23 protein-coding genes are annotated in these 20,769 nt (G+C 43.3%); all 23 read right to left on the minus strand.

The window, feature by feature from the left end:
- Positions 1-142: 142 nt before the first annotated feature.
- The 23 genes from BFJ94_RS09855 to BFJ94_RS09965 all read right to left on the minus strand — a co-directional run bounded on the left by BFJ94_RS09855 (position 143) and on the right by BFJ94_RS09965 (position 20,713).
- The gene (locus tag BFJ94_RS09855) at positions 143-367 is read right to left on the minus strand and encodes a phage holin (RefSeq protein WP_120462514.1); all 225 of its coding nucleotides are present in this window, start codon (positions 365-367) and stop codon (positions 143-145) included.
- A complete protein-coding gene (locus BFJ94_RS09860) occupies positions 364-1,284 on the minus strand; it encodes a glycoside hydrolase family 25 protein (protein ID WP_120462515.1) in 921 nt (306 codons plus the stop codon). The genes BFJ94_RS09855 and BFJ94_RS09860 overlap by 4 nt, the downstream gene beginning before the upstream one ends.
- Before the next feature lie 3 nt (positions 1,285-1,287).
- Positions 1,288-1,581 (minus strand): hypothetical protein, encoded by a 294-nt coding sequence (locus tag BFJ94_RS09865; RefSeq protein ID WP_120462516.1) that lies wholly within the window; start codon positions 1,579-1,581, stop codon positions 1,288-1,290.
- A gap of 61 nt (positions 1,582-1,642) precedes the next feature.
- Positions 1,643-1,855 carry a hypothetical protein gene (locus BFJ94_RS09870; RefSeq protein WP_120462517.1) on the minus strand — a complete coding sequence of 71 codons (213 nt, stop codon included), beginning with the start codon at positions 1,853-1,855 and terminating at the stop codon, positions 1,643-1,645.
- A 106-nt stretch (positions 1,856-1,961) separates the two neighbouring features.
- Complete coding sequence (locus tag BFJ94_RS09875) at positions 1,962-2,237, minus strand: hypothetical protein (protein WP_120462518.1); 276 nt, start codon at positions 2,235-2,237, stop codon at positions 1,962-1,964.
- Positions 2,238-2,240: 3 nt separating this feature from the next.
- Positions 2,241-2,819, minus strand: coding sequence for a hypothetical protein (locus BFJ94_RS09880; protein WP_120462519.1), 579 nt, complete (start codon positions 2,817-2,819; stop codon positions 2,241-2,243).
- 43 nt (positions 2,820-2,862) lie between these two features.
- Positions 2,863-5,061 carry a phage tail protein gene (locus BFJ94_RS09885; protein ID WP_120462520.1) on the minus strand — a complete coding sequence of 733 codons (2,199 nt, stop codon included), beginning with the start codon at positions 5,059-5,061 and terminating at the stop codon, positions 2,863-2,865.
- A 14-nt stretch (positions 5,062-5,075) separates the two neighbouring features.
- A complete protein-coding gene (locus BFJ94_RS09890; RefSeq protein ID WP_120462521.1) occupies positions 5,076-5,594 on the minus strand; it encodes a phage distal tail protein in 519 nt (172 codons plus the stop codon).
- 37 nt (positions 5,595-5,631) lie between these two features.
- A complete protein-coding gene (locus tag BFJ94_RS09895) occupies positions 5,632-5,772 on the minus strand; it encodes an XkdX family protein (RefSeq protein ID WP_120462522.1) in 141 nt (46 codons plus the stop codon).
- Positions 5,769-6,314, minus strand: a complete 546-nt coding sequence (locus tag BFJ94_RS09900) for a hypothetical protein (RefSeq protein ID WP_188831366.1) — start codon at positions 6,312-6,314, stop codon at positions 5,769-5,771. Before BFJ94_RS09900 ends, BFJ94_RS09895 begins: the two co-directional genes overlap by 4 nt.
- A gap of 12 nt (positions 6,315-6,326) precedes the next feature.
- The gene (locus BFJ94_RS09905) at positions 6,327-10,364 is read right to left on the minus strand and encodes a hypothetical protein (protein WP_120462523.1); all 4,038 of its coding nucleotides are present in this window, start codon (positions 10,362-10,364) and stop codon (positions 6,327-6,329) included.
- A gap of 12 nt (positions 10,365-10,376) precedes the next feature.
- Positions 10,377-10,814: a phage tail fiber protein gene (locus BFJ94_RS09910; protein ID WP_120462524.1), complete on the minus strand. Its 438-nt coding sequence runs from the start codon at positions 10,812-10,814 to the stop codon at positions 10,377-10,379.
- A gap of 7 nt (positions 10,815-10,821) precedes the next feature.
- Positions 10,822-11,379, minus strand: a complete 558-nt coding sequence (locus tag BFJ94_RS09915; RefSeq protein ID WP_120462525.1) for a distal tail protein Dit — start codon at positions 11,377-11,379, stop codon at positions 10,822-10,824.
- The gene (locus BFJ94_RS09920) at positions 11,376-16,322 is read right to left on the minus strand and encodes a phage tail tape measure protein (RefSeq protein ID WP_120462526.1); all 4,947 of its coding nucleotides are present in this window, start codon (positions 16,320-16,322) and stop codon (positions 11,376-11,378) included. The genes BFJ94_RS09915 and BFJ94_RS09920 overlap by 4 nt, the downstream gene beginning before the upstream one ends.
- Before the next feature lie 71 nt (positions 16,323-16,393).
- Positions 16,394-16,531, minus strand: a complete 138-nt coding sequence (locus BFJ94_RS09925) for a hypothetical protein (RefSeq protein ID WP_162944226.1) — start codon at positions 16,529-16,531, stop codon at positions 16,394-16,396.
- Between the two features lie 133 nt (positions 16,532-16,664).
- Entirely contained in the window at positions 16,665-17,012 is a 348-nt protein-coding gene (locus BFJ94_RS09930) for a hypothetical protein (protein WP_120462528.1), read from the minus strand.
- Positions 17,013-17,071: 59 nt separating this feature from the next.
- Positions 17,072-17,857, minus strand: coding sequence for a hypothetical protein (locus tag BFJ94_RS09935; protein WP_120462529.1), 786 nt, complete (start codon positions 17,855-17,857; stop codon positions 17,072-17,074).
- 44 nt (positions 17,858-17,901) lie between these two features.
- Positions 17,902-18,096: a hypothetical protein gene (locus tag BFJ94_RS09940; RefSeq protein WP_120462530.1), complete on the minus strand. Its 195-nt coding sequence runs from the start codon at positions 18,094-18,096 to the stop codon at positions 17,902-17,904.
- 12 nt (positions 18,097-18,108) lie between these two features.
- Positions 18,109-18,543, minus strand: coding sequence for a hypothetical protein (locus BFJ94_RS09945; protein ID WP_120462531.1), 435 nt, complete (start codon positions 18,541-18,543; stop codon positions 18,109-18,111).
- Between the two features lie 4 nt (positions 18,544-18,547).
- Entirely contained in the window at positions 18,548-19,120 is a 573-nt protein-coding gene (locus BFJ94_RS09950) for a hypothetical protein (protein WP_120462532.1), read from the minus strand.
- Positions 19,117-19,689 (minus strand): hypothetical protein, encoded by a 573-nt coding sequence (locus BFJ94_RS09955; protein WP_120462533.1) that lies wholly within the window; start codon positions 19,687-19,689, stop codon positions 19,117-19,119. The genes BFJ94_RS09950 and BFJ94_RS09955 overlap by 4 nt, the downstream gene beginning before the upstream one ends.
- An 8-nt stretch (positions 19,690-19,697) precedes the next feature.
- A complete protein-coding gene (locus tag BFJ94_RS09960) occupies positions 19,698-20,261 on the minus strand; it encodes a hypothetical protein (protein WP_120462534.1) in 564 nt (187 codons plus the stop codon).
- On the minus strand, positions 20,258-20,713 hold the full coding sequence (locus tag BFJ94_RS09965) for a hypothetical protein (protein ID WP_120462535.1): 456 nt from the start codon (positions 20,711-20,713) through the stop codon (positions 20,258-20,260). Before BFJ94_RS09965 ends, BFJ94_RS09960 begins: the two co-directional genes overlap by 4 nt.
- Positions 20,714-20,769 lie beyond the last annotated feature (56 nt).

Here is a 20,769-nt window from a genome sequence, read left to right on the forward strand (position 1 = left end):
GGAATTGGAACATTGTGTAAACAACTAATAGTTCGCACGGACTATTATATGAATCATAAAAAAGCCCCACCAACTAGATGCTGGCAGGGCTTTTTCACCGATGCTTTCGGATTTGAATCTAGTATACTAAAATTCCATAATATTACAAGTTATACCCCTGACCGCCGGGCTTGGTTGGATTACTGATAATCCCGAGGGTTGCGAGCAATCCAAGCAGCACATCCGTTACAGCCAAGATATCATTCTTCATTACTTCGGTTAAGTCAAATAATCCTGTCAGGTGTCCAAGAAGCTGTAAAAGCAATAACACCTGAGATACGATACTGACCCACAGTGCATAGTTCCGCCATCTTTTCTTACTCATCATTGTAACTCCCCTCCCTTCTCGATTACTTCAAGTTTCCTTTCCAACTCGCTGATCCTCGCCGTATTGCCGGCGATCAGTTTGAGAAAGTTGGTACGCAGCCGGTTGATAACGATGGCTGTCTGTTCCCTAGTAATCGGTGCTCCTGGTCTTGTCCCATCAAAGTAACCATTCGCCTTGGCCTCCGCCCAATCTTTAGCAGCCCACTCGCTTACCTGGTTTATATCCCGTTCCGTCACCTTAGGTTCCTCCTTCTTAGGTCCGTATTTTCTCATCAGTTCCGCCTTAGAACCATTAAACTCGTTGAGGTCAACATTACCATTAATGCCGTTTACCTTCCTTGTCCCGTTTGCTCTTACGCCACCCTTATCATCTCCGCTATATTGGAAGAATTCCCATTGCTTCCAAGCGACTACATCCCATGGAGCCGATGTAGCGTAACGCGCTACCCATAGTGGATACTTACCTAGATCTTTTTCAAACTTTTCAGCAAAGGAGTTTCCAGTATAAATTCCCGGAGTCACGTTCAGTCTTGCCTCTACCCGATTTAAGAACGCTCGTGCAACTACGTTAATTTGAGCTGCTGTAATGCCCTTAAACTCTTCGTAATCTAGCATTGGTGGTAGATCAAATACTTTAGTACCGCCTGCTTCTTCAATTGCATCGCAAAACAGATCTGCAGCAGCAACAGCTAGTGCAGCAGTAGTTACTTTGGCGTCAAGGTAATGATATGCGCCAATCAATAGCCCGACAGACTTTGCTCCTTTTACTTGCTCTAAAAACATCGGAGCAATAGAATTTTGTGTAGCTTTGATAAAAACAAAATCAATCCTGTCTTTCGCAACTTTCGCCCAATTAATGTTTCCGTTATGATGGGACACATCAATTCCTTGTGCGTTACTTGATTTACGTTGTTGCATTTCTTACCCTCTCCCTTCTATATTCTCTAATCGATCCAAACGCTTGTGAGCTTGTTTGGATGACTCTTCAACCCTAGTAACACGTTCAGATACCGTTTCTAAACGTTGCCCTTGCATTCGAACATCAACTCTAATATCATCAACGCCACGTTTGATATACTCCACATCAGCACGCTGGACAGCTTCAGCTGTGACCTCTGAAGCAATGTCTTTTTTCACTGTTCGCGCCTTCCCTGTCCACCCAAGAATGAAGGTGCTGACTCCGGTAATGACAGCAATTACTAATCCCCAATCCATACACTCACCTCCAGTACAAATAGCCCTTGGATTAATTCAAGGGCAGGAAAGCTAACCATACCTATTCTCCTTTTTCTGGAGAAGAAATTAACTTATCATCTTCCAGTTGCAACCTCGATAAAGCATCACCAATCTCTAAATCTAAACCTTCGAGTATTTGCTTCTGTTTTTCAACCGGAGAATACATAAGCACGAAATTGATTACTTGAATAATTTCTTCTACTGGCCTTGTTGGGTCAAGTTTAATATCCAATAAAGATGTTATTTGAGCCAATTCATTCGCCTCCATTCTTTTGAACACAAAAAAGAGAACACTCCCAAAAGAGAATGTTCTCTAGTTATATTGTAGATTGTTTATAATGCTGAGTTACTACAGATTATCAGTCTTTAACTCCCAGTGTCTTTTCGTGAGGTTTTGTATTAATAGCCCGCTTCTGGCTTGACTCTTCTTGCTCTCCGGTTAGATGGACTTGAATCTTGTGTACAGATTCAATCAATGAGCCAAATCCTATGAAGAAAAGGCCTCCAGACAAAGCGGAAACAACTACAATTATTACCGTTTCTATTGGTTGGCCAGATACCAATATAAATATTCCAAAAAGAATTCCAAGAACAACCATGACCGAACCGAAGCGCTTCAATATATTGTATATCATGATTTATTCCTCTAACTTAGAAAGAGCTTCTTCTACCAACTTCAAATCTTGTTGGCATTTTTCTAACTCAGGATCGAATAGTGTTTTAATTTCGTTATTTATCTTCTCTATTTTTTCTGTCCCTGATTTTATTAGGTTGATATCAGTTGTTGAAGAATTGGTTTCCTGAGTTTTTTCGATCAAGTCTAACAATTCCTGTTTACCTGAGTTCAAAATCTTAATCTGGTTTTCGAGATCTTTCTTTTTCTCATCTAGCCTTTCCTTAGACATATCTAAATATTTGTTGGAAGATTCCGTTTTTGACTGATCGGCATTCCCTGAATCGGTTGTAATATAAATTGTGTCACCATTCAAGGTTAATACACCTCCTATTGCATCTGAAATTGCACGAACAGGGGCATTTGTTCTACCTCCAATAACAGCTCCTTTATCTTGCAGTTTCTGTCCATTTATTACAACGTTTAATTCTCCAGATACTTTTTGCCCGACAAGACTCTTAATCTGTGCAGCAGCCGCACTTCCAGACGTTGCTATAATCGCCCCAATTAAGATGCCGACCAGTAAGTAAGACCATTTTTTCACAGAACTCGCCCTCCATTGGTAGTATTATCCTACCATTATACTATCATGATGGACGATTAGTTGTGAAGTAAAGACCACTAGGAGGCCAGTTTTGATTTTCTGTCCTTCCGTGATTGTGTGTAGGCAAAGCGAAATTGTGTCCATGACTTTCGTAGTCATTTCTCAAAGAATTAATTTGTGATTGTAGATAATTTAATTGTGATGATAAACCAGATATATTTGAAATAGACAAATCAAGCCCACTTACCGAATACCTAAAATTAACATTCCCTTGAAATGTTGTTTCACCTTGTACATATATCGGATTACTTGTGCTGTTTGAACCCAAAAACAGATTGTTTGAGAATAGAGTTAGCCCACTACTTCGATAGGCATTTATTTCACCTGCATATCCTCCATTAGAACCCCAAAAGGATATAGAAGCAACATCATCATTTGAACTAGTAGTTATAGCAATTCGGTTATTTCCGTTACTATCGAAAGTCCCAAGTCCGGTTGAATTGATCTGAATCATCCGTCCAGAAGCTGCTGTTCTCAGAGTAGAACCTGTTATTAAAGAAGCTGATATATTGCCTCTGAAATCTCCGCTTTGCGCTACCATGTGTCCTGATGGATCTACCGTAAACGTTCCTCCACCAACATTAATTGAGGAGCCTATAATAGCCCCTCCTTGAAAGTTAGAGCTATTAATCTGAGCTGAATTAGCTGTAAGCTTATTAGCTACTAAGTTACCTTTCATATCAACTCTAAATGGTGCGCTGTTGAAATTAGCATGACCAGCAGCAATGCCGTTTGTATTGATTTGGGTAACGTCGTTTCCGCTGCCTATCAACATAGAAACGAAATCACCAAACTGGCCTGTTACCGTTTCGGCTAATACGCCTTTAGCAGTGATTGCAGCCCTAACCGTTTTCCATCCATCAGTTGAAATCCCAATTCCTTTGGATGTAAGCCGAACCTGTTCTAATGGATTTGTTTTCTCTTGGGCTAAAATACCGCCCTCTGGAGGATATATAAGTTCCGTTTTACTATTGTTAATATCAGCTATGACTTGTTTTGCGGCAGCTTCGAAAACCTCTGTTCTTATCTTGCCGTTAGAGAACATATTATCGACCAGGTCTTTACTCTTTTGGAGATCCGCTATGATATCCTCGTAATCATGTGGCCTGACGTTTGAAATGGTTGGTTGGCTATGTTTGTCTTTACTATAAGGATATTCAATCAATTCAGTTATTCGAGCCTTAAGCTTGTTCATATCCATTTTAGGATCGATACAGGTTACTACATCGCCTAGATTCGGCTTAGGCTCTGTTTTATCGATCTTAAAAAGGTCTGCTGAAGATATAGTTGCTTCAAGCTCTGGCTGCTCTTGCTCACGTAACTTATTGCGCATGGCTTCCAGCAGGTCTTCTGGATCTTCGATATCCTGATTGATAAGTTCTCCATCATAAAAAGGAACGCTATCACTCGCCCAATATGAAGCGTAAGGAGAGATCAGATAGTTAACCTCCAGCTTACCATTCACTATGGCTCCTGGGACTTGTGAGAGCAGCGTACGTTCTTCTTGGGTCAATTTAGATGCGTCCATTCCTATGAATGTACGACCATCCTTCATCTGCCCGAATAAGCGAGTAACAAGCTTTTCACCAATATCCTTGAACGAGCTACTAACGATGTTTTTCTTGAGCCGGTACTGTAATCCGCTGTCGGTTCCGATCTTCTTCTTGAGGTGGATAACGAAATTATCCGGTTCCACTTCACATTCATACATCTTGATTACATCGTTAAGAGCCTGTAGGCAGTCTCCGCGCCCCCAATCCTTAACGTCATGCAAGGCGAATGTATCATGAATCTGAAACTTGAAACGCCCACCTGTAGCCGCTGTAATAGAGTCTGTAAGCGTTGTAATATGAACACCATACGCCTCATCGATATAACTGGAATAAGGGAATTTAAAGTCATTAAGTTTGAACATAACATGATTGCAATAGATGTTCGCTGTAAGTTTTCTTCCTTCCCGTGATCTACTTCGGGACTGAATGACATAAAACTGGCCACGCTCATCTCGAACGTGGCCTTTGATTTTAATCTTCTCCTGATAATCTTCGCTTGTCATCGGGACCATGAATGTTAATTCATAGTCGCTGTTAATACGTCTTCGGCGTTCTATATCATATGCATCTATTAATGTGCCAGTGCGCCTCATGTTTTTATCAAATACTTGCATAGTTTTATTAGGCAAAGTATCACCCCTTTTTAGTACAAGAACTTATCTCGATGGGTTATTCTGAATAAGATCGTTCTTCCGGTTGCTGGGTCTGTCCAGGTAAGATTGTTAGTCCCTAGATTAAGATCAAAGAAATCACCTTCATACAAATGTGACGCATTAACTCCGTTCTGTGTGATTTTAAACTTTTCAGAATCGATCACGATCTTATCTCCAGGAGAAAACGGGCCAGTAAATTCAATCTCATCGACATGATATCTACTAGCCTTTCCCTGCAAGGAAGAAATACCATGCATAATAGCTGATGCCATTCGTTCTAAGTTGCAGGAAGCTGACACGCCACTTTCAGCGTCCATTCTGGCTACAAAGAAAACTTCACGAGTAAAGTCAGATTGCATCCCGCTATACCCGCCTAATACGGCTCTACCACCTACCTCTACCGTTGATTTTGATATCATACCAGCGCATCCGTTAAGCACTGCTCGACCAAAAACAAATGTTGTTAGTGGACGATTATAAGGCGTTCTGTTGAATGGTCCTCCAAACATATTCCCACTTCCTTTAGGTCAGGAAAATTTTCCTTGGCTATTCAAAATCAATTCCGGTGATCTCCTTGTACTGCTCCGCCGTGATCTCTCCAAACGGATTGGACTCAGTGATCACCGCACCCTTCAGGGCATCCGCTGTTACCCATTTCATCGTAAATGCTAATGTCCAAAACTTCATGCCTGATCCGCTCCTTTTAATTTAATGACTTCAAGCTTGGTTGCCGCCAGCTCCGCACCTAAAGCACCGATAGTCTGTTGCTGCTGTATACCCTCTAGCTTGGACTGTACAAGCTGTTCTCCCATACTACCGACTAACGCCTGCTGCTGAATGTTTTGTAGCTTCATGGCCGTCAGTTCTTCGCCTAGCAGATCGGTCGCCGTTGGCTCCTGCGGCTGCGGCTTAGTCAGCTCCTCTATTTCCTCCGCGCTCAATCCTTCCGACCAATACCCCGATGGATCGGTCTGCTCGCCCTCTTCCCTCGCTTCCCACGCCGCCAAATCAAACTGCGGCAGATAAAGCCCCTGCGGTACCGGCACACCAACGATGTACCCCGCAATCTCTGGTTCGGTCTCTTCCTCTTCTTCGTCAACTGCCGCCTCGATATCGGTTTCCGTCTCTGGCGGATCGGCATAAAAAGGGACGACACCGGAAAAGGCATCGTCCACTAGCGTATCCTCTATATAGAGGCCGTCTGTATTTACTTTAGGTACTGCTTTCAAGTTGATCACTCCTTATTGTTCGGCTTCGAATACAATCCCATCTAGTGACGTCCACTCATTGGCAGTTCCCTGCACAATAATCTCTCCTGTTGGGTTAACACTACAATGCATAGGAACTTTTGTTCCAATATTTGACCCAACTATGCCGAAATTATACTGTAACTTAGGGCGGTAACCAACAGGAAGCTGAAAAACAACTGTACCAAGTACCCCATTTGAAATAAGTCCTACTATATGAACTAAGCCAAATTGATCCTTATAGTATTTAGCAATAGTGCCTTTTGCACCATATCTTATCCATCCATTTAGTAATGTCGGCGTAATCCACCCCGGCGCATCCTTCTCCGCTTTCTCCATCGCCAGCACCGATACACCGTGTAACGCTTCGGCTACGCCTGCGGTCAAGTCAACAAGCTGCGCCTTTTCGTTAGCGGCTATCTCGCCAGTGATCGGGACAACTGGCGATTTGTCGAGCTTGAGGTAAGTGACGCTGTAGGCTGCGGATGGGTCGTAGCTTGATAGACTTATATCAGCGTACTCGTTCCCACCGCCATAATTTGCTTTTTGAACATTCCATCCCTTATCAACAGCACTGTTTTTAAAGATTTCCAAGAATCTGTCTAACTTATTTTTAAGACCTGAACCGGGATAGTTAGGAGAACTTGGAGCATTGATTCCGACGTATCCAAGTCCAGTGTTTATATACGGATTCGTCCGTTCCCGCAACACAATCCCCGTACCTACTTCTATCGCGTTATCTCCCTCAGAAAGAGTCAGGCAGCCTTCATGCGCGACAGGTTCGACTACATCGGTGCCTAGGCGGTATAGGAGATTATATGGATGGTATTCATATCCGCCTGTAACCGGAGCTATACATGTCGGAACGTCATGAAGGACATAACCAAACCAACCATTAGAACCTATGACGTTTGATGGATGGGCGATGGCTCCCCAACATTTAACCTCTCCAACAGCTCCTGTATATAGTTGCGATGTATTACCATCACACATCCTCCACCCGTTAAAATACGCCTTAATCTCGTCTGCTGTCGGTGTGTAGGCGTCTCCCCATCCGCTGTCCGCGTTAGAGATTGATAGTAAAAGAGAATTTATATCTAAATATATCTGACCTGCTGGAAGATTTGCAGAACTACCAAATTTCATTTGAGTTCCATCATATTTAATAGCAAACGCAGCATTGCCCTGGTTAGCCCACCTCAAAGAATCGTCTATCCAAACTTCTTTAAGTCCAGGTCTGCTTTGACGAAATGTAAATGGTTGTGTTCCATCCAGTACAACCTTCCGCCATTTCGCCCGTCTAAAATACTGACCGTTCTTTTCATACAGTTCATCGGCATCCGCGCCAGTATCCGGGTTAGCGTGTAACTCCGTCTGAAACGCCAGCATAGACAATATCTCGGCATCCGCGCTCTTACTCGCCCGGCGGAAGATATACGGATTCTCGACCCCAATAATACCCCTTCGCCCTTGCCCGTTGATCTCTGATTTACCTTTAATTGACCCGATGTTAAACCGTGCGTCACGGGCTGCCTTGATCGTCTGTAATCCTGGTTGGAGCGTGAGTTTAGATGTACTGGCGGCATTAAGTCGATCTGATAGAGCATCGATATCCTTCCGGTTATTCTCAACATTGGCCTGGATATAGGTATCCGCAAAGTCCTGCCGATCATTCTGCGTTTTAAGCTCCGAAATATTGCCAACTGCGTCAGATAATGTAGCACTAATCCCCGCTTTGTAGCTTACGTCTAGCTGCGTTACGTTGGCGGTGTAGTCGTATTTGTCTAGGGTTGTATATGTCACGTAGTAATCGGCGTTAGGGTCAACGTCTTTTTCCGCCGCTTCGGCGTAAGCCATGCCGTTGTTACTCGCGACATATATCCACCAAACCGGATCAGGATCGGCCTCTTTATAGACTTGTAGAATTCGGTTTGTTCTCTTGCTCGTACTAGTAACACCAGAAATAAAATACACACCGTTAGCGTTCTTTTGCAGCTTTACTTTCTCCCGCTGAATAATCCCTGTCGCTACCGTCAACTGATTACCGCCAGGATGCAGCGATATAGCGCCCTCAGTCTTAATAGGCTTGATCTCCGGTTTGTCTAGCGCATAGTCTAGTGTGGCGTAGCAATCCCAGTTAGGTGCTTTGTTAGTGGATACGTAAGCTTCCGTGTTGGTTGCTGGTGCTTTTCCATCTAGAAGTGATATCCATGACGTATATTTGCTACCGTCGTTGGCTGCAGCCTTCCAGCCATTCATCAAGGCTTTGATGGCGTTGGGATTTGGATTTATACTATCAACCCAGCCACTTTCGCTATTGGCAATTGTCAAAGCACAGCCGCCACTATCAGCACCCATGTCCCAAACTAGCACCTGATCAGATTCTGTCCAGGTTCCTGTGCCGCTTGCGGGAGCTGAGTTCAATGCTTTTCCCGTGTATTTTATTGCTCTCTGAATGTTACGGATAAAATTATTACTACCTAATAAATAGCGAACTTCTTTAAATCCAATATAATCTCTATAGCCCATCTTCCAAGGAAAATCACCCGTTAACTTAATACCTCTCTCAACACGCCTAATCAACTCAGCTTTATCTAACCTGACCCTTACCTCGTCACGATAACCTGCTACCTCTGCAAGCGTCTCAGGGATTATAAGCTGCTGCGGCTTAGCAGGTTCAAACGGCGTGGCTTTGTCTCCTATTTCCAATTGCCAGCTATTAAAGGTGTATGTGCCAGCCGGGAGTGAGCCAGAAGGAGCGTAGTTGGTAAAAGCTATCGTAACGGCTCTGTTTGACCCTGTATTAAATTTAACCTCTTGGTTCGATGTATGCGCCACTATGTTAGACGATCTATCTTCTGTAGCTACTGCTACTTTGCCGTTATGCTCCACCTTGAGAACCATCGTGGTGTTAGGCATAACAGGTACAGTGATATACGAGGCGTCATTAGACCCTTTTGCATTCAGCATCAACTCGTAAGGTGCTGTCATCTTTGCGTTAGCATGTAGGGTATCCGGCAGGCTAGGCAATAAGTTTTTACTAGGGTGATAGACAGACGCTCCCTGTACATGCTGCACACCGTCCACATGCGGCAGATAGTCCCGTATGTTAGTCTCATTGATATCTACACCTATACGGTTATAGAGTTCGTCCGAAACCTCGTACAGGCCTGCGCCGTCCCACTGTGTCCAAGTATCTGCGGGCACAGGAGAGTTGTTATAAAGGAGGAGCATAAGGTCACCGCGATCTTCGGTCGGAGCGATCTTTACAAAGTGTGTTTTATTGGCAGAAGATGGGTCTGTACCACCAAGTTTGTTGCCTCCTTGTGTGTTTGTTTTAAACACAGCCATAAATGCCAGTCCCGCCCCGTCAGTGACCGCATCGGCTATAAGCACATACTTCTTCCCGGCGGATATAGGGATGCTTTGACGATAAATGTACCGATAAGAAGTAGTGTTACTAGCTTTAGACAATAACCTTTGAGCCTTGATACCATAGGCTACTTTTTCGGAAGATAATAGTTGGCTTGCCCCTCCACTAGAGATCCATCCATCCGCCAGCCCGTCATTATTACTATCAACCTCAAAATTACCGTAACTCCCGAGCAAATTGACCCTAGTCTGGCCATACACCGTCATATCTACCGCACTAGCCTGATCCGTATTGATTACGGATGTACCGGGGCCTAGTGTGGTGGTTAAGTCTGTAGCATCTATTTGTTTATATAAGTCTTCTATATTTTCTTTAAATGTATCATGGTCGTAAGCTGTTACATATCTAGCTACTTTAATACCAGTTCCCCAACTCTGAGCTTTGCCCTGATACCCTCTTGTTACTCCCGTAAGTACAGTACCGTTCTTTTTCGTATAAAGTATTGTTTCAGAGGATTCATCTGTTCCTATTGTTAAAAGGTTTGGGCCGTCAAGTACAGCAGATGGATCTACAACTTTTATTGTTGTTTGCTGAGCAGTGATTGCTTCAGCAAGCTCAGTACCCGGGCTATTGGCTTGAGCGGAATACATAGTTTTCATCAAAAATCCTCCTTATTCCAGCGTTAAAACGATTTGTCCCGTAAGCATTTTAAAAATGTCATTAGTCAGTATTGAGCGCGGGGTATCTAGCGCACCGAAATAGAGCAAATTTCCGCCAGTTGCTGCATCTCTAATGCCAATGTGGGTTATTTGTCCCCAATTAGCTGATGCTGTAGGCATAACAACATCAATGTTGTTCTTGATTGTCCTTTTTGATATTGAGACTTGCTGGCCTGTTGTTGGATGGAAGATTGTATAGTTCTCAGATGTAGGCGCTCCAAACGTAACCTCCTTGCGTACATAACCACCTCCAGACACCTCTTGTCCTGTATCAGCAGCTGTTGGATTACTTGTATAAAGGGCAAGATAAACTTTACTAGGCCTTGTATAGGCGGAATTTCTAAACACCTGATTTAGCAATGCGGTCGATAAGTAATTAGACATGTTCATAATAAGATCACCCTTCCATTAGGTATTCGTTCTTTATTTTGAAGCTCTGTAATGTTGTTGTTCCTATGTTGGTTAGTACAATCACCGGGCTGGCTCGTTCATCGCCGATAGACTGCACTGAAATAACTTGTGGTGAACTAGTAATTGTCACCTCAGTGATTCTCTCATCGCTCACAGGGAACGGGTTCTCACCCATTTTGATAGGGATCGTAATATTTCCATCAAAGATCAACTTTTCAATGGCTATTGTTCCAGCATATCTTCCGATATATCGCTTTCCCGGACGATCCGAAAAGGTGAACACGATATCCCCTTTTTTTGCATTAAAAAGAGCCGCCACTTGGGCGACTCTGTTCTGGTAATCAATTGTCGTATCGTTTGCCATGATTACACAATCAAGGTCAAATGTTCTCGGGCCGTATGCGCTGCCAAAATCTATTTCTCCATCTCGTTCAGCAAGTTCAATGCTGTTGTCCCTAGTAGGTGGCAAGGGAGGAATATTGTGCTTCTTCACACCTAAGCCGATCGATTTTAGATCAACACCGTCGGCAGTAACTGTAATCATCCTTTACCTCCTCCCCTGGCTTGCATGCGTCTAACAAAGGAATCTCGTTCTGACCAATACGCCCTTGCCGTAGACTCATCTTCAATATAAGTATCGCCTGAATTTACTGTGAAGTAATTATGGTTTATCTGCGGATTTGAGCCTCCAGAAACAGCTGGTAGTGTAAAACTTGGCATAGTGAAGTTAAGTGACGGCATCTTGAAGTTTAAGAGCTTGAACAAGTTACTCTGTTGTTTTTCATTAAGAAATGCCTCGCCAGCATGAGCAATTACAGGGACTTCTTGCCCCCTAACTCCTTGTACCACTCCACCTGTACTGAAATGCTGAAGCTTCTTACCGGGATCTTTTTCTAATCCGTATTTCTTTCTTAATGATTCGTTTTCAGCATGAGCAGCCATTTTCTCTTCTTTCGATGCTTTCTCATTATGCCACTTATCTATGTTGTTGTTATAACGGATCAAGTCCTGTTCTTCTTCGGATAATCCGCTTTCTAAACTTCCTGATGGAGAAGGGGCAGAAAGTGAATTGATCCTGTTCATTTTAGCTTGATAGTCAGCGATAAATTGGTCGAGCTGCGCTAGGATTTCGGCATTCTTCTCGCTCTCTTTCATAATCTGTATTTGCTTAAGGTCTTCTGCCTTAAATTCGATTTCGGAAGAGAATGTATCGAAGGCACTGGATAATTCGCGATAATGATCATTAGCGGCCTGGATTTGATCGTTATAATCCTTTTCCTTCTGCTTTTTCTCGTCTTGTAGCGCCTGCTTTTGGTCTTCAAGAGACTGCTTTGCAAGATAACGTTCATGCTCCCGCTGCATTTCCTCTATTTCCTTCTGAATCTCTTCTCTCTCTTTAATGCCATCGGGACCAACTGCTGACTGTAATTTCTCCAATCTTGCTTTCTTCTCAGCTAACTTTCGTTCATAGTCTTCTTCTACATATATTCGACCCATAGCCTCTATCTGAGCATCGATAGCTTCGATCTTAGCATCTTGCGCAGCCAGAAACGCATCTCGTTCAGCTTCGATTGCCTTTACCGCTTCATTTCGTACGGATTCGATTTTAGTCGTAATTGTCTTTGCGGTGACAGTGACTGATTGTTGTTCGTCCTGAAGCAGCTTCTTTCTTAGGGCATAGATCTGTTCATCTGCTTGCATTCGCTGATCGGTGCCTTCGCGATACATCTCCTGAATCTTTTCCCAAGCCTTAATCTCATCCTCTGTTGAGATTTGCTCCATCGCTTTTTGATGATTAAGGCGCTTTGTAAATTCCGAGAAGTATTCTTGCTCTACCGCCTTCTTCGCTGCGTATACTTGCTCGTCAAGCTTCATCCGCTCCTCTGTTCCCTCTTTATAACGGGCTTGAACACGCAAGAGCATCTTAAGTTCTTCTTCTGCTGATACTTCCCTTATCCCCTTCTGGTGGGAAATCCACTTCATCGAAGCATCATAGGCTTCTTTTTCTTTCTTGGCTATTTCCTCTGCAAGTTGCTTCCTCAAGGCGTATACTTTCTCATCCGCCTTAAGCCTTTGCTCAGAACCAGCCTTATACCTAGCCTGGACACGTTCCCAAGCTAGAAGTTCCTGTTGGGTATTCATGCGTCCAATAGCTTTCTGATGCTCGATATATTTTTGTGAAGCATCAAACTGTTTTTGAAGTGGATCGTCCTTCTTACTCTTGCTCTTTGACTTATCTTTTGAACCGCCTGATTTCGAGGAGCTTACACCAAAGTTTTTATCTTCATACATGCCTGATAGTGCCTTAATCTTCTCATCATACATATTCATTTCTTTTTCAAAGTCGTTGTAAATAGCATCGAAATCATTTGCCATGGTCTGTTTAATGAGTTGAGAAGAATAACCTGGTACAAACATTGACATTAAATCATTGCCTGCTCCTACTGCCGCCTTGACCCCGTATAGATTTGACTTTAAGTCAGCCAGGCTTTTAATTGCCTTAGCTTCTATTCCATAAGCCTTAAGTCGTTCATCTGTGGCAGCCTTGACGTTAAATGCTGAATTCTTCTCCGCTTCAAGTTCATCAATTGCTTTCTGTATTTTTGCTTTGCGAAGAGCATCAACAGCCCCTTCTTCAAACTTCCAACCATCAGCAGTTTTATAGATGGCATCTGCAAGTTGAGGGTACTTGTTAATCAAATCAGCGGCATTGGCGGCATTGAGGGACTGTCCTTCAGCAAGATCTTTTGAGACAGAATTAAGCTCGCTGATCGCCTTGCTGTTCCCCTGAATCTGAGATTCAAGGTTTTCATGAGCTTTAATCAAATCGTCAGTAGATTGATATTGTTCATCCTGCGCGTCTGTAGCATCGTCTAAGCTGTCTTCGTAATCATCCATGCTGCCAGCAAGATTATCAGTGCTATCAGCAGCCGAAGCAGTCTTACCGTTAAGCATATCGAGACTGTCTTGACTGCTTTGAATTTGACTGTCTAATTGCTGCAATTTCTCACTGACATCAACTAGCTTTCGTGAGAATTCTTCGGTATTGTTGTTAGGATCGAAGTCTACATATAAATCATTTTTGAAAATACCTTCGATACCTTTTAAGAGTCCGTGAAAATCAAAAAGACCGATTGTTCCATCGATCTTTCCTTTTAGATAATCAAGCTCTTTTTGAAGTTTTTCACGGTCAACAACCAAATCACTAAGCCGTTTTTCTTCTATTACCTTTAATGCGTTCTTATATTCCTCAGAAAATGAAGACATCTTCTCGGCGTTAATTTCCATCGCCTTTCCATCTTCATCCCATTGAGTTACCATTTCAGGCATGATCTTGCTTAGTTTTTCTATCACAGCAGTCAGTTCTTCTTTTGCCTTTTTGACCTCATTACTGGATTTTGTATTGTCATCAACGATGCTCTTTAACTCTTTGTATTTCTCCGTGAGTGCATATGCATCACGTTCGTTTTGCTTAGTGGTATCAATTGCTTGATTCTGAGTCCCGTTGTAATAGGACCAAGCGAGAGTAACGCCGCCAATAATCGTAGCCAGTGCGGTTAGGGTCGCTCCTATTGGAGTAGCTACGAATGCTTTTTGAGATAAATTGGCCGCATCAGTAGCCGTCTTCATCCCTAACATAGCCTTAGCTGCATTGGCAAGTCCTGTTACTAATGAAACAAGGCTATACCCTGTAAATAGTTTTGTTCCTGTGTTAAGCGCTGTTATTGCTGCACCCAGCAAAAGAGCGCTAGTCATGGTGTTACGAATAGGATCTGGAAGGGAATTGAATCCATCTACTAGAGTTGTTGCTGTTTGTGTTAGTGCCTTTAGGATATTTAATAATCCACTATCACCCATTGTCACAATCAATTCATCCCATGCAGCCTTGAGTTGTAACGATTGCTTTTCAAGAGTCGTCATAGCAAGGGCGTTTTCTCGTTGTGCTGATCCGAATGAGTTTTCTGATGTGACTGCTACATCCAAAGCCTTTGAGTAGTTATTCATTAGCGCGATAAATCGCGAAGCTTGGTCTCCACGAGCGACAGCTTGTGTAATTTCTGCACGCTCAACGTCAGTTAGTACGCTCCACTTCTCTGCAATCTTGCCAAGAAGCTCAGGGAACTTCATCATTTCACCGTTAGCATGCTTCATTACGCCCACATATTTCTCAAGTTTATCAACTGCGATATCCCGGCTAGAGAAAGAAATGAACGATTTAATAGCATTGCCCGCAACTGATCCCGTGAATCCTGACTGGTTAAGGACTGTCAAGTAACCTATCAGAGTGTCAATATCTACCCCGGCATTTTTAGCAGCTGCGCCGACACGGTTAATCCCTTCAAGCAGCTTTTTAGATGTTGTCGGATAGTTATTAGATACCTCATTAAGCCTGTCCAGTAATCGTTCTGATTCCTCGGCTGCCATACCATAGTTAAGGACGGCTCCAGTCATCATTTCCTGCGCTTGTGCCGCGCTCTGGAATGATTGCTCTACGTTAGCTGCCATTAACGCCGTTTGGGCTAGAGATTCCGTCTGACGTTCGTCAAAACCCTGCTGAGCGATAAGAGTATATACTTCTGCTACCTCGGTTAAGGCGTAACCATACTCTTTAGCGTTAGAAATCATTGATTCTTTGACAAACTCAACGTCTGCCAAATCGCCCATGATCCGCTTGATATTTACCAGTTCGTACTCAAAATCTTTAAGTACAGAAATAGCTTCTGTTGCCCCTCGCATGACAGCATAGTACATAGTACCGGAGAGCATGTATTGAGATGACTTTTCCAGTACACTGGTCGGACTGAGCATTTTATTCATGCGCGCAGCGTGCCGCTCTTCTTCCATTTCAAGCTTACGGTTTCCATTGCTAATGAGTTGGAATTCTCGATCAATCCGCGCCTGAATCAGATTCTCTTGTGCGCCAGCTCCCATTGTCTTTTGTTGCAATAGAGCCATCTTTTGTTGGTGTTGCTGCTCCTGCCGCTCGATCTTTGCTTGACCTGATTTTAATGCCTGTTGCTCTTTTGTAAGCTTTGATTCGATAACTCGAACTGCTGCATCATTCTTGGTTTGTAGATTAAGCATGCGTTGCTGATGTTCGCGTTCTTGCTGTTCTATGCCTGCTTGCCTCTTTGCTACCAGAGCCTGTTGCGCCTGAAGCTTCGACTCAACAAGATTGTTCGTCTGGTCAAGCTGCTGCTTCTTGGCATTTAATAACTCAGCTTGAGCGGTTCTTTGTTTTACCAGAGCTTCTGATTCGGCAAGAATCTTTCTACGCCGTTCTTCAGAAGACAAGGCTATCTTATCCGCTGCACTCGCTAAAGCGGTGTAGTTCTTTTGAGTAATCGCAAGTTCTGAATTAAGAACCTTGAACGACTCTGCATTACCGCGCGCGCCCTCATCGATCGTCTTAAAAGATTGCAACATTTTAGATGTATCAAGGTTAATCCTGGCCCCGACAACATCTTTATTTAATTCATCCGCCACATGGTCACCTTCTTGCTAAGGAAAATTTTCCTGACCTGAAAACATAAAAAAAGCCCACTCCGAGGAATGGGCTATCTGAAGATTCCCAAATCCGAGAGGAACTTGGCTTTCTTCGGTTTCTTATTTATTTCTCCGCCATGCAAAATAACTTCAAGTTCATTCTGCTGCTTCTTGATCTTGGACAAGGCTCTGATCTTAGGTATTGTCATGTTCTCCCATTGGTCATCGGGAACACCCATGCTTATGCATAAAGCCCATAACTCCATCCAATCGGTTGAGTTTCCCTTATCCTGATCATCATCGTCTTCGTCCTCCTCATCATCCGAAGGAGGGAACGACTCATTATAGAAATCGGGTCAGTAGTTCATCCAATTCTTTCAAGCCGTTTTCATCGACATTCTCATACTCTTCTTCTGTCAGGCCTTCAACTAACACGAGATTAAATGCTTCTTTGTATGCGGCTTCGACCGCCGGAAAATCAATCTCTGGTCGTGTGTCAGTAGCTGGCATTTTGTCACGACCAATTGAAAAGGAGAATTTGTATTCCTTCCCTTTCATGATCTGCCTAACTTTACGAATCATTCCAATGGTTCCGATCCTCACATGCTTAACAATGCCTTCTCCTAGAGTAATTTCAGATCCTATATTCAACGTTTGATCCAAAGATTGTTCGTCTTTAACTTCGCTCATCGTGATTCCTCCTTAAAGTGAGAAAGCCCCTTGTCCAAAGACAAGAGGCCTTATATTTGTTACATAGAGAAAATGATTTCTGCTGCGTATCCGTTTGGGTTATCTGGAGTAACATCTGGTTCCAACACTTCCAACGCCAGTGTGCTTGTAGAAGGTGTTTTTCTTGTAGCTCCGACATTGAGAGTTCCGCCGCCGATAGCCTTGTAAACAGTCAACTGCACCTGGACAGGCTCACCAGTTCTATCATTGGTCAACTCAAAACGGTGGATGAACTTGAACGGCTTAGGCTTACGAGTGCCCTTGAATCCGTTTCTCGTACCTTTATCCTTTTTCCATTTATAAACTACGATGATATTGCTATCATCATTAGCAGTATCGGAAGTAATCTTTCCGTCTGCTGTAATGGTGTATTGATCCTTTGTCGGTGTCACCGCAGCTCTCTCCAGTTTCGTCAATTTCCCTTCTGGAGATTTCATGTAAACTTCCTCGCTACCATCCACGAACGTCCCATTAAACTTTTCTGGAGCTTTAATCTGGTATCCAGAGGAAGTTAGGATTCCTTCCTCATTCTCATCAAATGTGACTTCTCCTTCTTCTGTTGCCGCGCCTTGGGACAATTCCGCAAGTAATGGGGAATAACGCGGAACCTCGATACTTAGCGTGTCAGCCAAGTCTTGGGCCGTCAGGTGAAACGCATATCCAGACTCGCCGCCGAATACCTTTTCCCATGCAAATTGTGGCGCAAACATAACGCTGTTAATCTTCTCGTCAATATACTTCAACGTTCCGTCGAGTTCTCTCGTCCAGATCTTCCCGACTCCATCAAATACCAATGGTTCTGACATAATAATTTATCCCTCCTTAGGTAATAAAAAAGAACCTGTGAATATCACTTCACAAGCTCCCATAATTGCTTATCGATTACCTGAATACGTTTGTATTCCTCGGTTTCTTTGTAGCCTTTAATCGGCTCCAAATCGCCCATAATGCCAAGCTTTTTAGATAAGGTGATCTTCTCGTTAATTAATCTTTCAAGTTCAGTAGGCTCCTTCTTATCCCGGACTTGCTTAGCTTCACCCACCATATTCACCTACTTTCAATTTATTCTGTGGTAATTTACATCAAAGATGCTTTCATACCCCTTTACGCCAGAGATTCCAGTTGCAAAATAATCAGCATAAGCCAAAAAGCAACGAGACGACATGAAGTTCTTGTCCCGGATATGCTTATCATGGAACAATTCGAATACTCTATCTGCAATCTGTTTAGCCTGATTACTGTTTTTACCGTAGATGTCGAGAATGAATTTACCTTCATAAACAAGATAGTTACGACTAAAACGACCCGGCTTAAGGTATATCAGCATCATAGGTACATCCTGACTTGTTATGGCCTTGTCCGGTTCTATGCCTTTAACCATCCGTCTCACAATACTTTCCGAAGGCGAAGATGGAGTCAGCCCAAAGAACGCCATGAATTGCTCATCGCGCTTTAATGTATTGTATATAGCATCAATAAGCTTGTCTCCCATCAGATCACCTCTGAATAAAGTATTTGTGATACGGAAAATTAGTTATGACTTGGCTGATCCCCTCAAGGATTCTGTTCCTGTTCGATTGCAAGGCAATTCTTAGAAAGAATGTAGGTGGAGTTGGTCCATAGCTCGGATCAATATCCCCACGTGCTGCCAGTTCTTCCAAGTCTACTCCGATATAGGAACCACCTGAGCGGCGAACCTCTCCGTCAATGCCTTTGTATGTTCCTTGCGGACGACCGACAACCACCCTCGATCCTTTTGACCGGACACGGTTCCAATACTCACTATTCATGTAAGTAATCAATCCAGGGTTCTCACTCGGACCTGCCATCAATGACCCTTTACCAAACTGTTCTAACCATGCTTGCCAGTAATCCGCTGTTATTTCTCCTTCGATCATTCGATTCGCAAGGTTGGTCAGTTCCATCTTCAAGTGATTCCTGACCTCTGGATAATAGCGTATATTGCTTTTAGCTGTAAGCATGACCAATTTGGTAAGTCCTGCAACCTCTACCGTTAAACTCCTTTGCAAATCATAGGCTGCCCTCTCTGCATCGTATCCGGCAATCATCGCATATCATCCGATAGTTGGACATGCAACAGATTTGGATACTTCAGATCGTCAACATCATCAACCTGATATGGGCGGCCATTCAGAAATACGCGATCTGGAGATTGTAACTCTTGATCTTGTGGCCGCTTTACATCAACAGATGTTTGCAAGATAAGAATGTGAGTTGTAGTTGATAGAAGCCCAGGATCTTCAAGTCGAAGCTTTGCCGTCACGAATTGAGCAAACCCGTTCACCGTTTGAACAGTGATAAAGTCAGGATCTCCCTTCGGGTTGTCGTTATCGTCATACTCTTGTTTGTAGCGTTGTATTTCGGCCGTGACGTTCGTTTTGAGTAAGGAGCAATACTTATCCTTCTCCGTAGTCAAACGCATCGTCTGAACCAAATAGAGGCCGTCTGCTTCAATGTATGAGCCAGCAGTAACATCCGAAGTTGGAGCAAACAGGCCGTTGTATAGATATTCCTTGCCTATAATCGTTGTTGCTTTAGTTTCCCTCGACAAGATAACGACATCTTGATTCCCATCCACTGTACACGGCGTATGACGATGCGAGAAATCATAAAACATCTGATCACCTACCTAAATGACCGTATCTTATATTCTGATAACAGATCGGCAATTTCGGGATTGACCATTCCACTACCGAAGTATTCAATGCTAAAATCAAAGTCCTTCTTCGCTTTAACATTACAGTTTGGATTTGAAGCAACTTGACCAACAAGCAACCCACAAGCTACCTTTACCTTTTCAGGTATCGGGTCCCAGCCACTTGAATAGGTAACCTCCAACTCTGTATACGGTGAGCCGAATAGATTGCCTCCGCACATGACTGTTCCAATTCGCCTGTCAATATCAACATAATTAGGATCAACAGTTTCGAATTCTGAAACGCCAAAGAAGTTATCTCCTGTCCATCCGTATGCCGCTCTCCCCTTGACTTCTTCGACATTCATCACAGGATAATAGGATAGATGACCCCTGCCGTTTGTTAACGGAATGCGTTCGGTATATGTTGACAATGAGATTGATCGTTTACAGTATCCATCTATAATGGCGGATGCCCGAAGTATTAAGCTTTCTGTCGGAACTGTGCCGGTAGGAAAATAGTCGGTATCATCAACCGTTAGATACTTGCTCATTCAATGTATCCAGCTTTCTGCAAATCTTCGGCCAACTCAGGAGTAACGTCAGATCTTCCATCGACAAAGCTCACGATTCTATTTTTCAAGTGAATCGAATGAGTCCCTTTTCGTCCTTCATGCCAGCCTTTCAGGATAACGCCTTTTAATTCAAGATTTTGATTATCAGCAACCACTTTATTCTGTCGTTGTTCTCGTTCTTTCGAGTCTTGTATTGCCGAATCTTTGAACGCCTTTACAGACGATACCAAACTGGCAAGCGCTTCTTCGTAAACCGACGGTTCACTATCCTTCACTTTCGAAACTGTGTCAGCTGCCCCAATTGCAGAAGTGAATTCATCGAATGACTCTTTGGTAAATTGACCAATCTCTTCACCAATCGCCGATTCGCTTTTGATCTTGTTAGCGGCTTCTATGGCTTCTAGCAGCTTATCAAACTTTGACTTAGCCATTGATACTCCCTCCCTCACAAAATAGAATAGGCGACCGCGTAGGCCGCCATTTAATC

The organism is Paenibacillus aceti (genome assembly GCF_003614185.1).
GTDB lineage: Bacteria > Bacillota > Bacilli > Paenibacillales > Paenibacillaceae > Fontibacillus > Fontibacillus aceti.

Excerpts from the sequence above, each read along its gene's own strand:
- BFJ94_RS09940 (WP_120462530.1), bottom strand. The coding sequence starts at position 18,096 with ATGGTGGGTGAAGCTAAGCAAGTCCGGGATAAGAAGGAGCCTACTGAA.
- BFJ94_RS09860 (WP_120462515.1), bottom strand. The coding sequence starts at position 1,284 with ATGCAACAACGTAAATCAAGTAACGCACAAGGAATTGATGTGTCCCAT.
- BFJ94_RS09930 (WP_120462528.1), bottom strand. The coding sequence starts at position 17,012 with ATGAGCGAAGTTAAAGACGAACAATCTTTGGATCAAACGTTGAATATA.
- BFJ94_RS09915 (WP_120462525.1), bottom strand. The coding sequence starts at position 11,379 with ATGATTACAGTTACTGCCGACGGTGTTGATCTAAAATCGATCGGCTTA.
- BFJ94_RS09960 (WP_120462534.1), bottom strand. The coding sequence starts at position 20,261 with ATGAGCAAGTATCTAACGGTTGATGATACCGACTATTTTCCTACCGGC.
- BFJ94_RS09925 (WP_162944226.1), bottom strand. The coding sequence starts at position 16,531 with ATGACAATACCTAAGATCAGAGCCTTGTCCAAGATCAAGAAGCAGCAG.
- BFJ94_RS09865 (WP_120462516.1), bottom strand. The coding sequence starts at position 1,581 with ATGGATTGGGGATTAGTAATTGCTGTCATTACCGGAGTCAGCACCTTC.
- BFJ94_RS09875 (WP_120462518.1), bottom strand. The coding sequence starts at position 2,237 with ATGATATACAATATATTGAAGCGCTTCGGTTCGGTCATGGTTGTTCTT.
- BFJ94_RS09855 (WP_120462514.1), bottom strand. The coding sequence starts at position 367 with ATGATGAGTAAGAAAAGATGGCGGAACTATGCACTGTGGGTCAGTATC.
- BFJ94_RS09945 (WP_120462531.1), bottom strand. The coding sequence starts at position 18,543 with ATGGGAGACAAGCTTATTGATGCTATATACAATACATTAAAGCGCGAT.
- BFJ94_RS09910 (WP_120462524.1), bottom strand. The coding sequence starts at position 10,814 with ATGAACATGTCTAATTACTTATCGACCGCATTGCTAAATCAGGTGTTT.
- BFJ94_RS09965 (WP_120462535.1), bottom strand. The coding sequence starts at position 20,713 with ATGGCTAAGTCAAAGTTTGATAAGCTGCTAGAAGCCATAGAAGCCGCT.
- BFJ94_RS09950 (WP_120462532.1), bottom strand. The coding sequence starts at position 19,120 with ATGATTGCCGGATACGATGCAGAGAGGGCAGCCTATGATTTGCAAAGG.
- BFJ94_RS09955 (WP_120462533.1), bottom strand. The coding sequence starts at position 19,689 with ATGTTTTATGATTTCTCGCATCGTCATACGCCGTGTACAGTGGATGGG.
- BFJ94_RS09935 (WP_120462529.1), bottom strand. The coding sequence starts at position 17,857 with ATGTCAGAACCATTGGTATTTGATGGAGTCGGGAAGATCTGGACGAGA.
- BFJ94_RS09895 (WP_120462522.1), bottom strand. The coding sequence starts at position 5,772 with ATGAAGTTTTGGACATTAGCATTTACGATGAAATGGGTAACAGCGGAT.
- BFJ94_RS09890 (WP_120462521.1), bottom strand. The coding sequence starts at position 5,594 with ATGTTTGGAGGACCATTCAACAGAACGCCTTATAATCGTCCACTAACA.
- BFJ94_RS09905 (WP_120462523.1), bottom strand. The coding sequence starts at position 10,364 with ATGAAAACTATGTATTCCGCTCAAGCCAATAGCCCGGGTACTGAGCTT.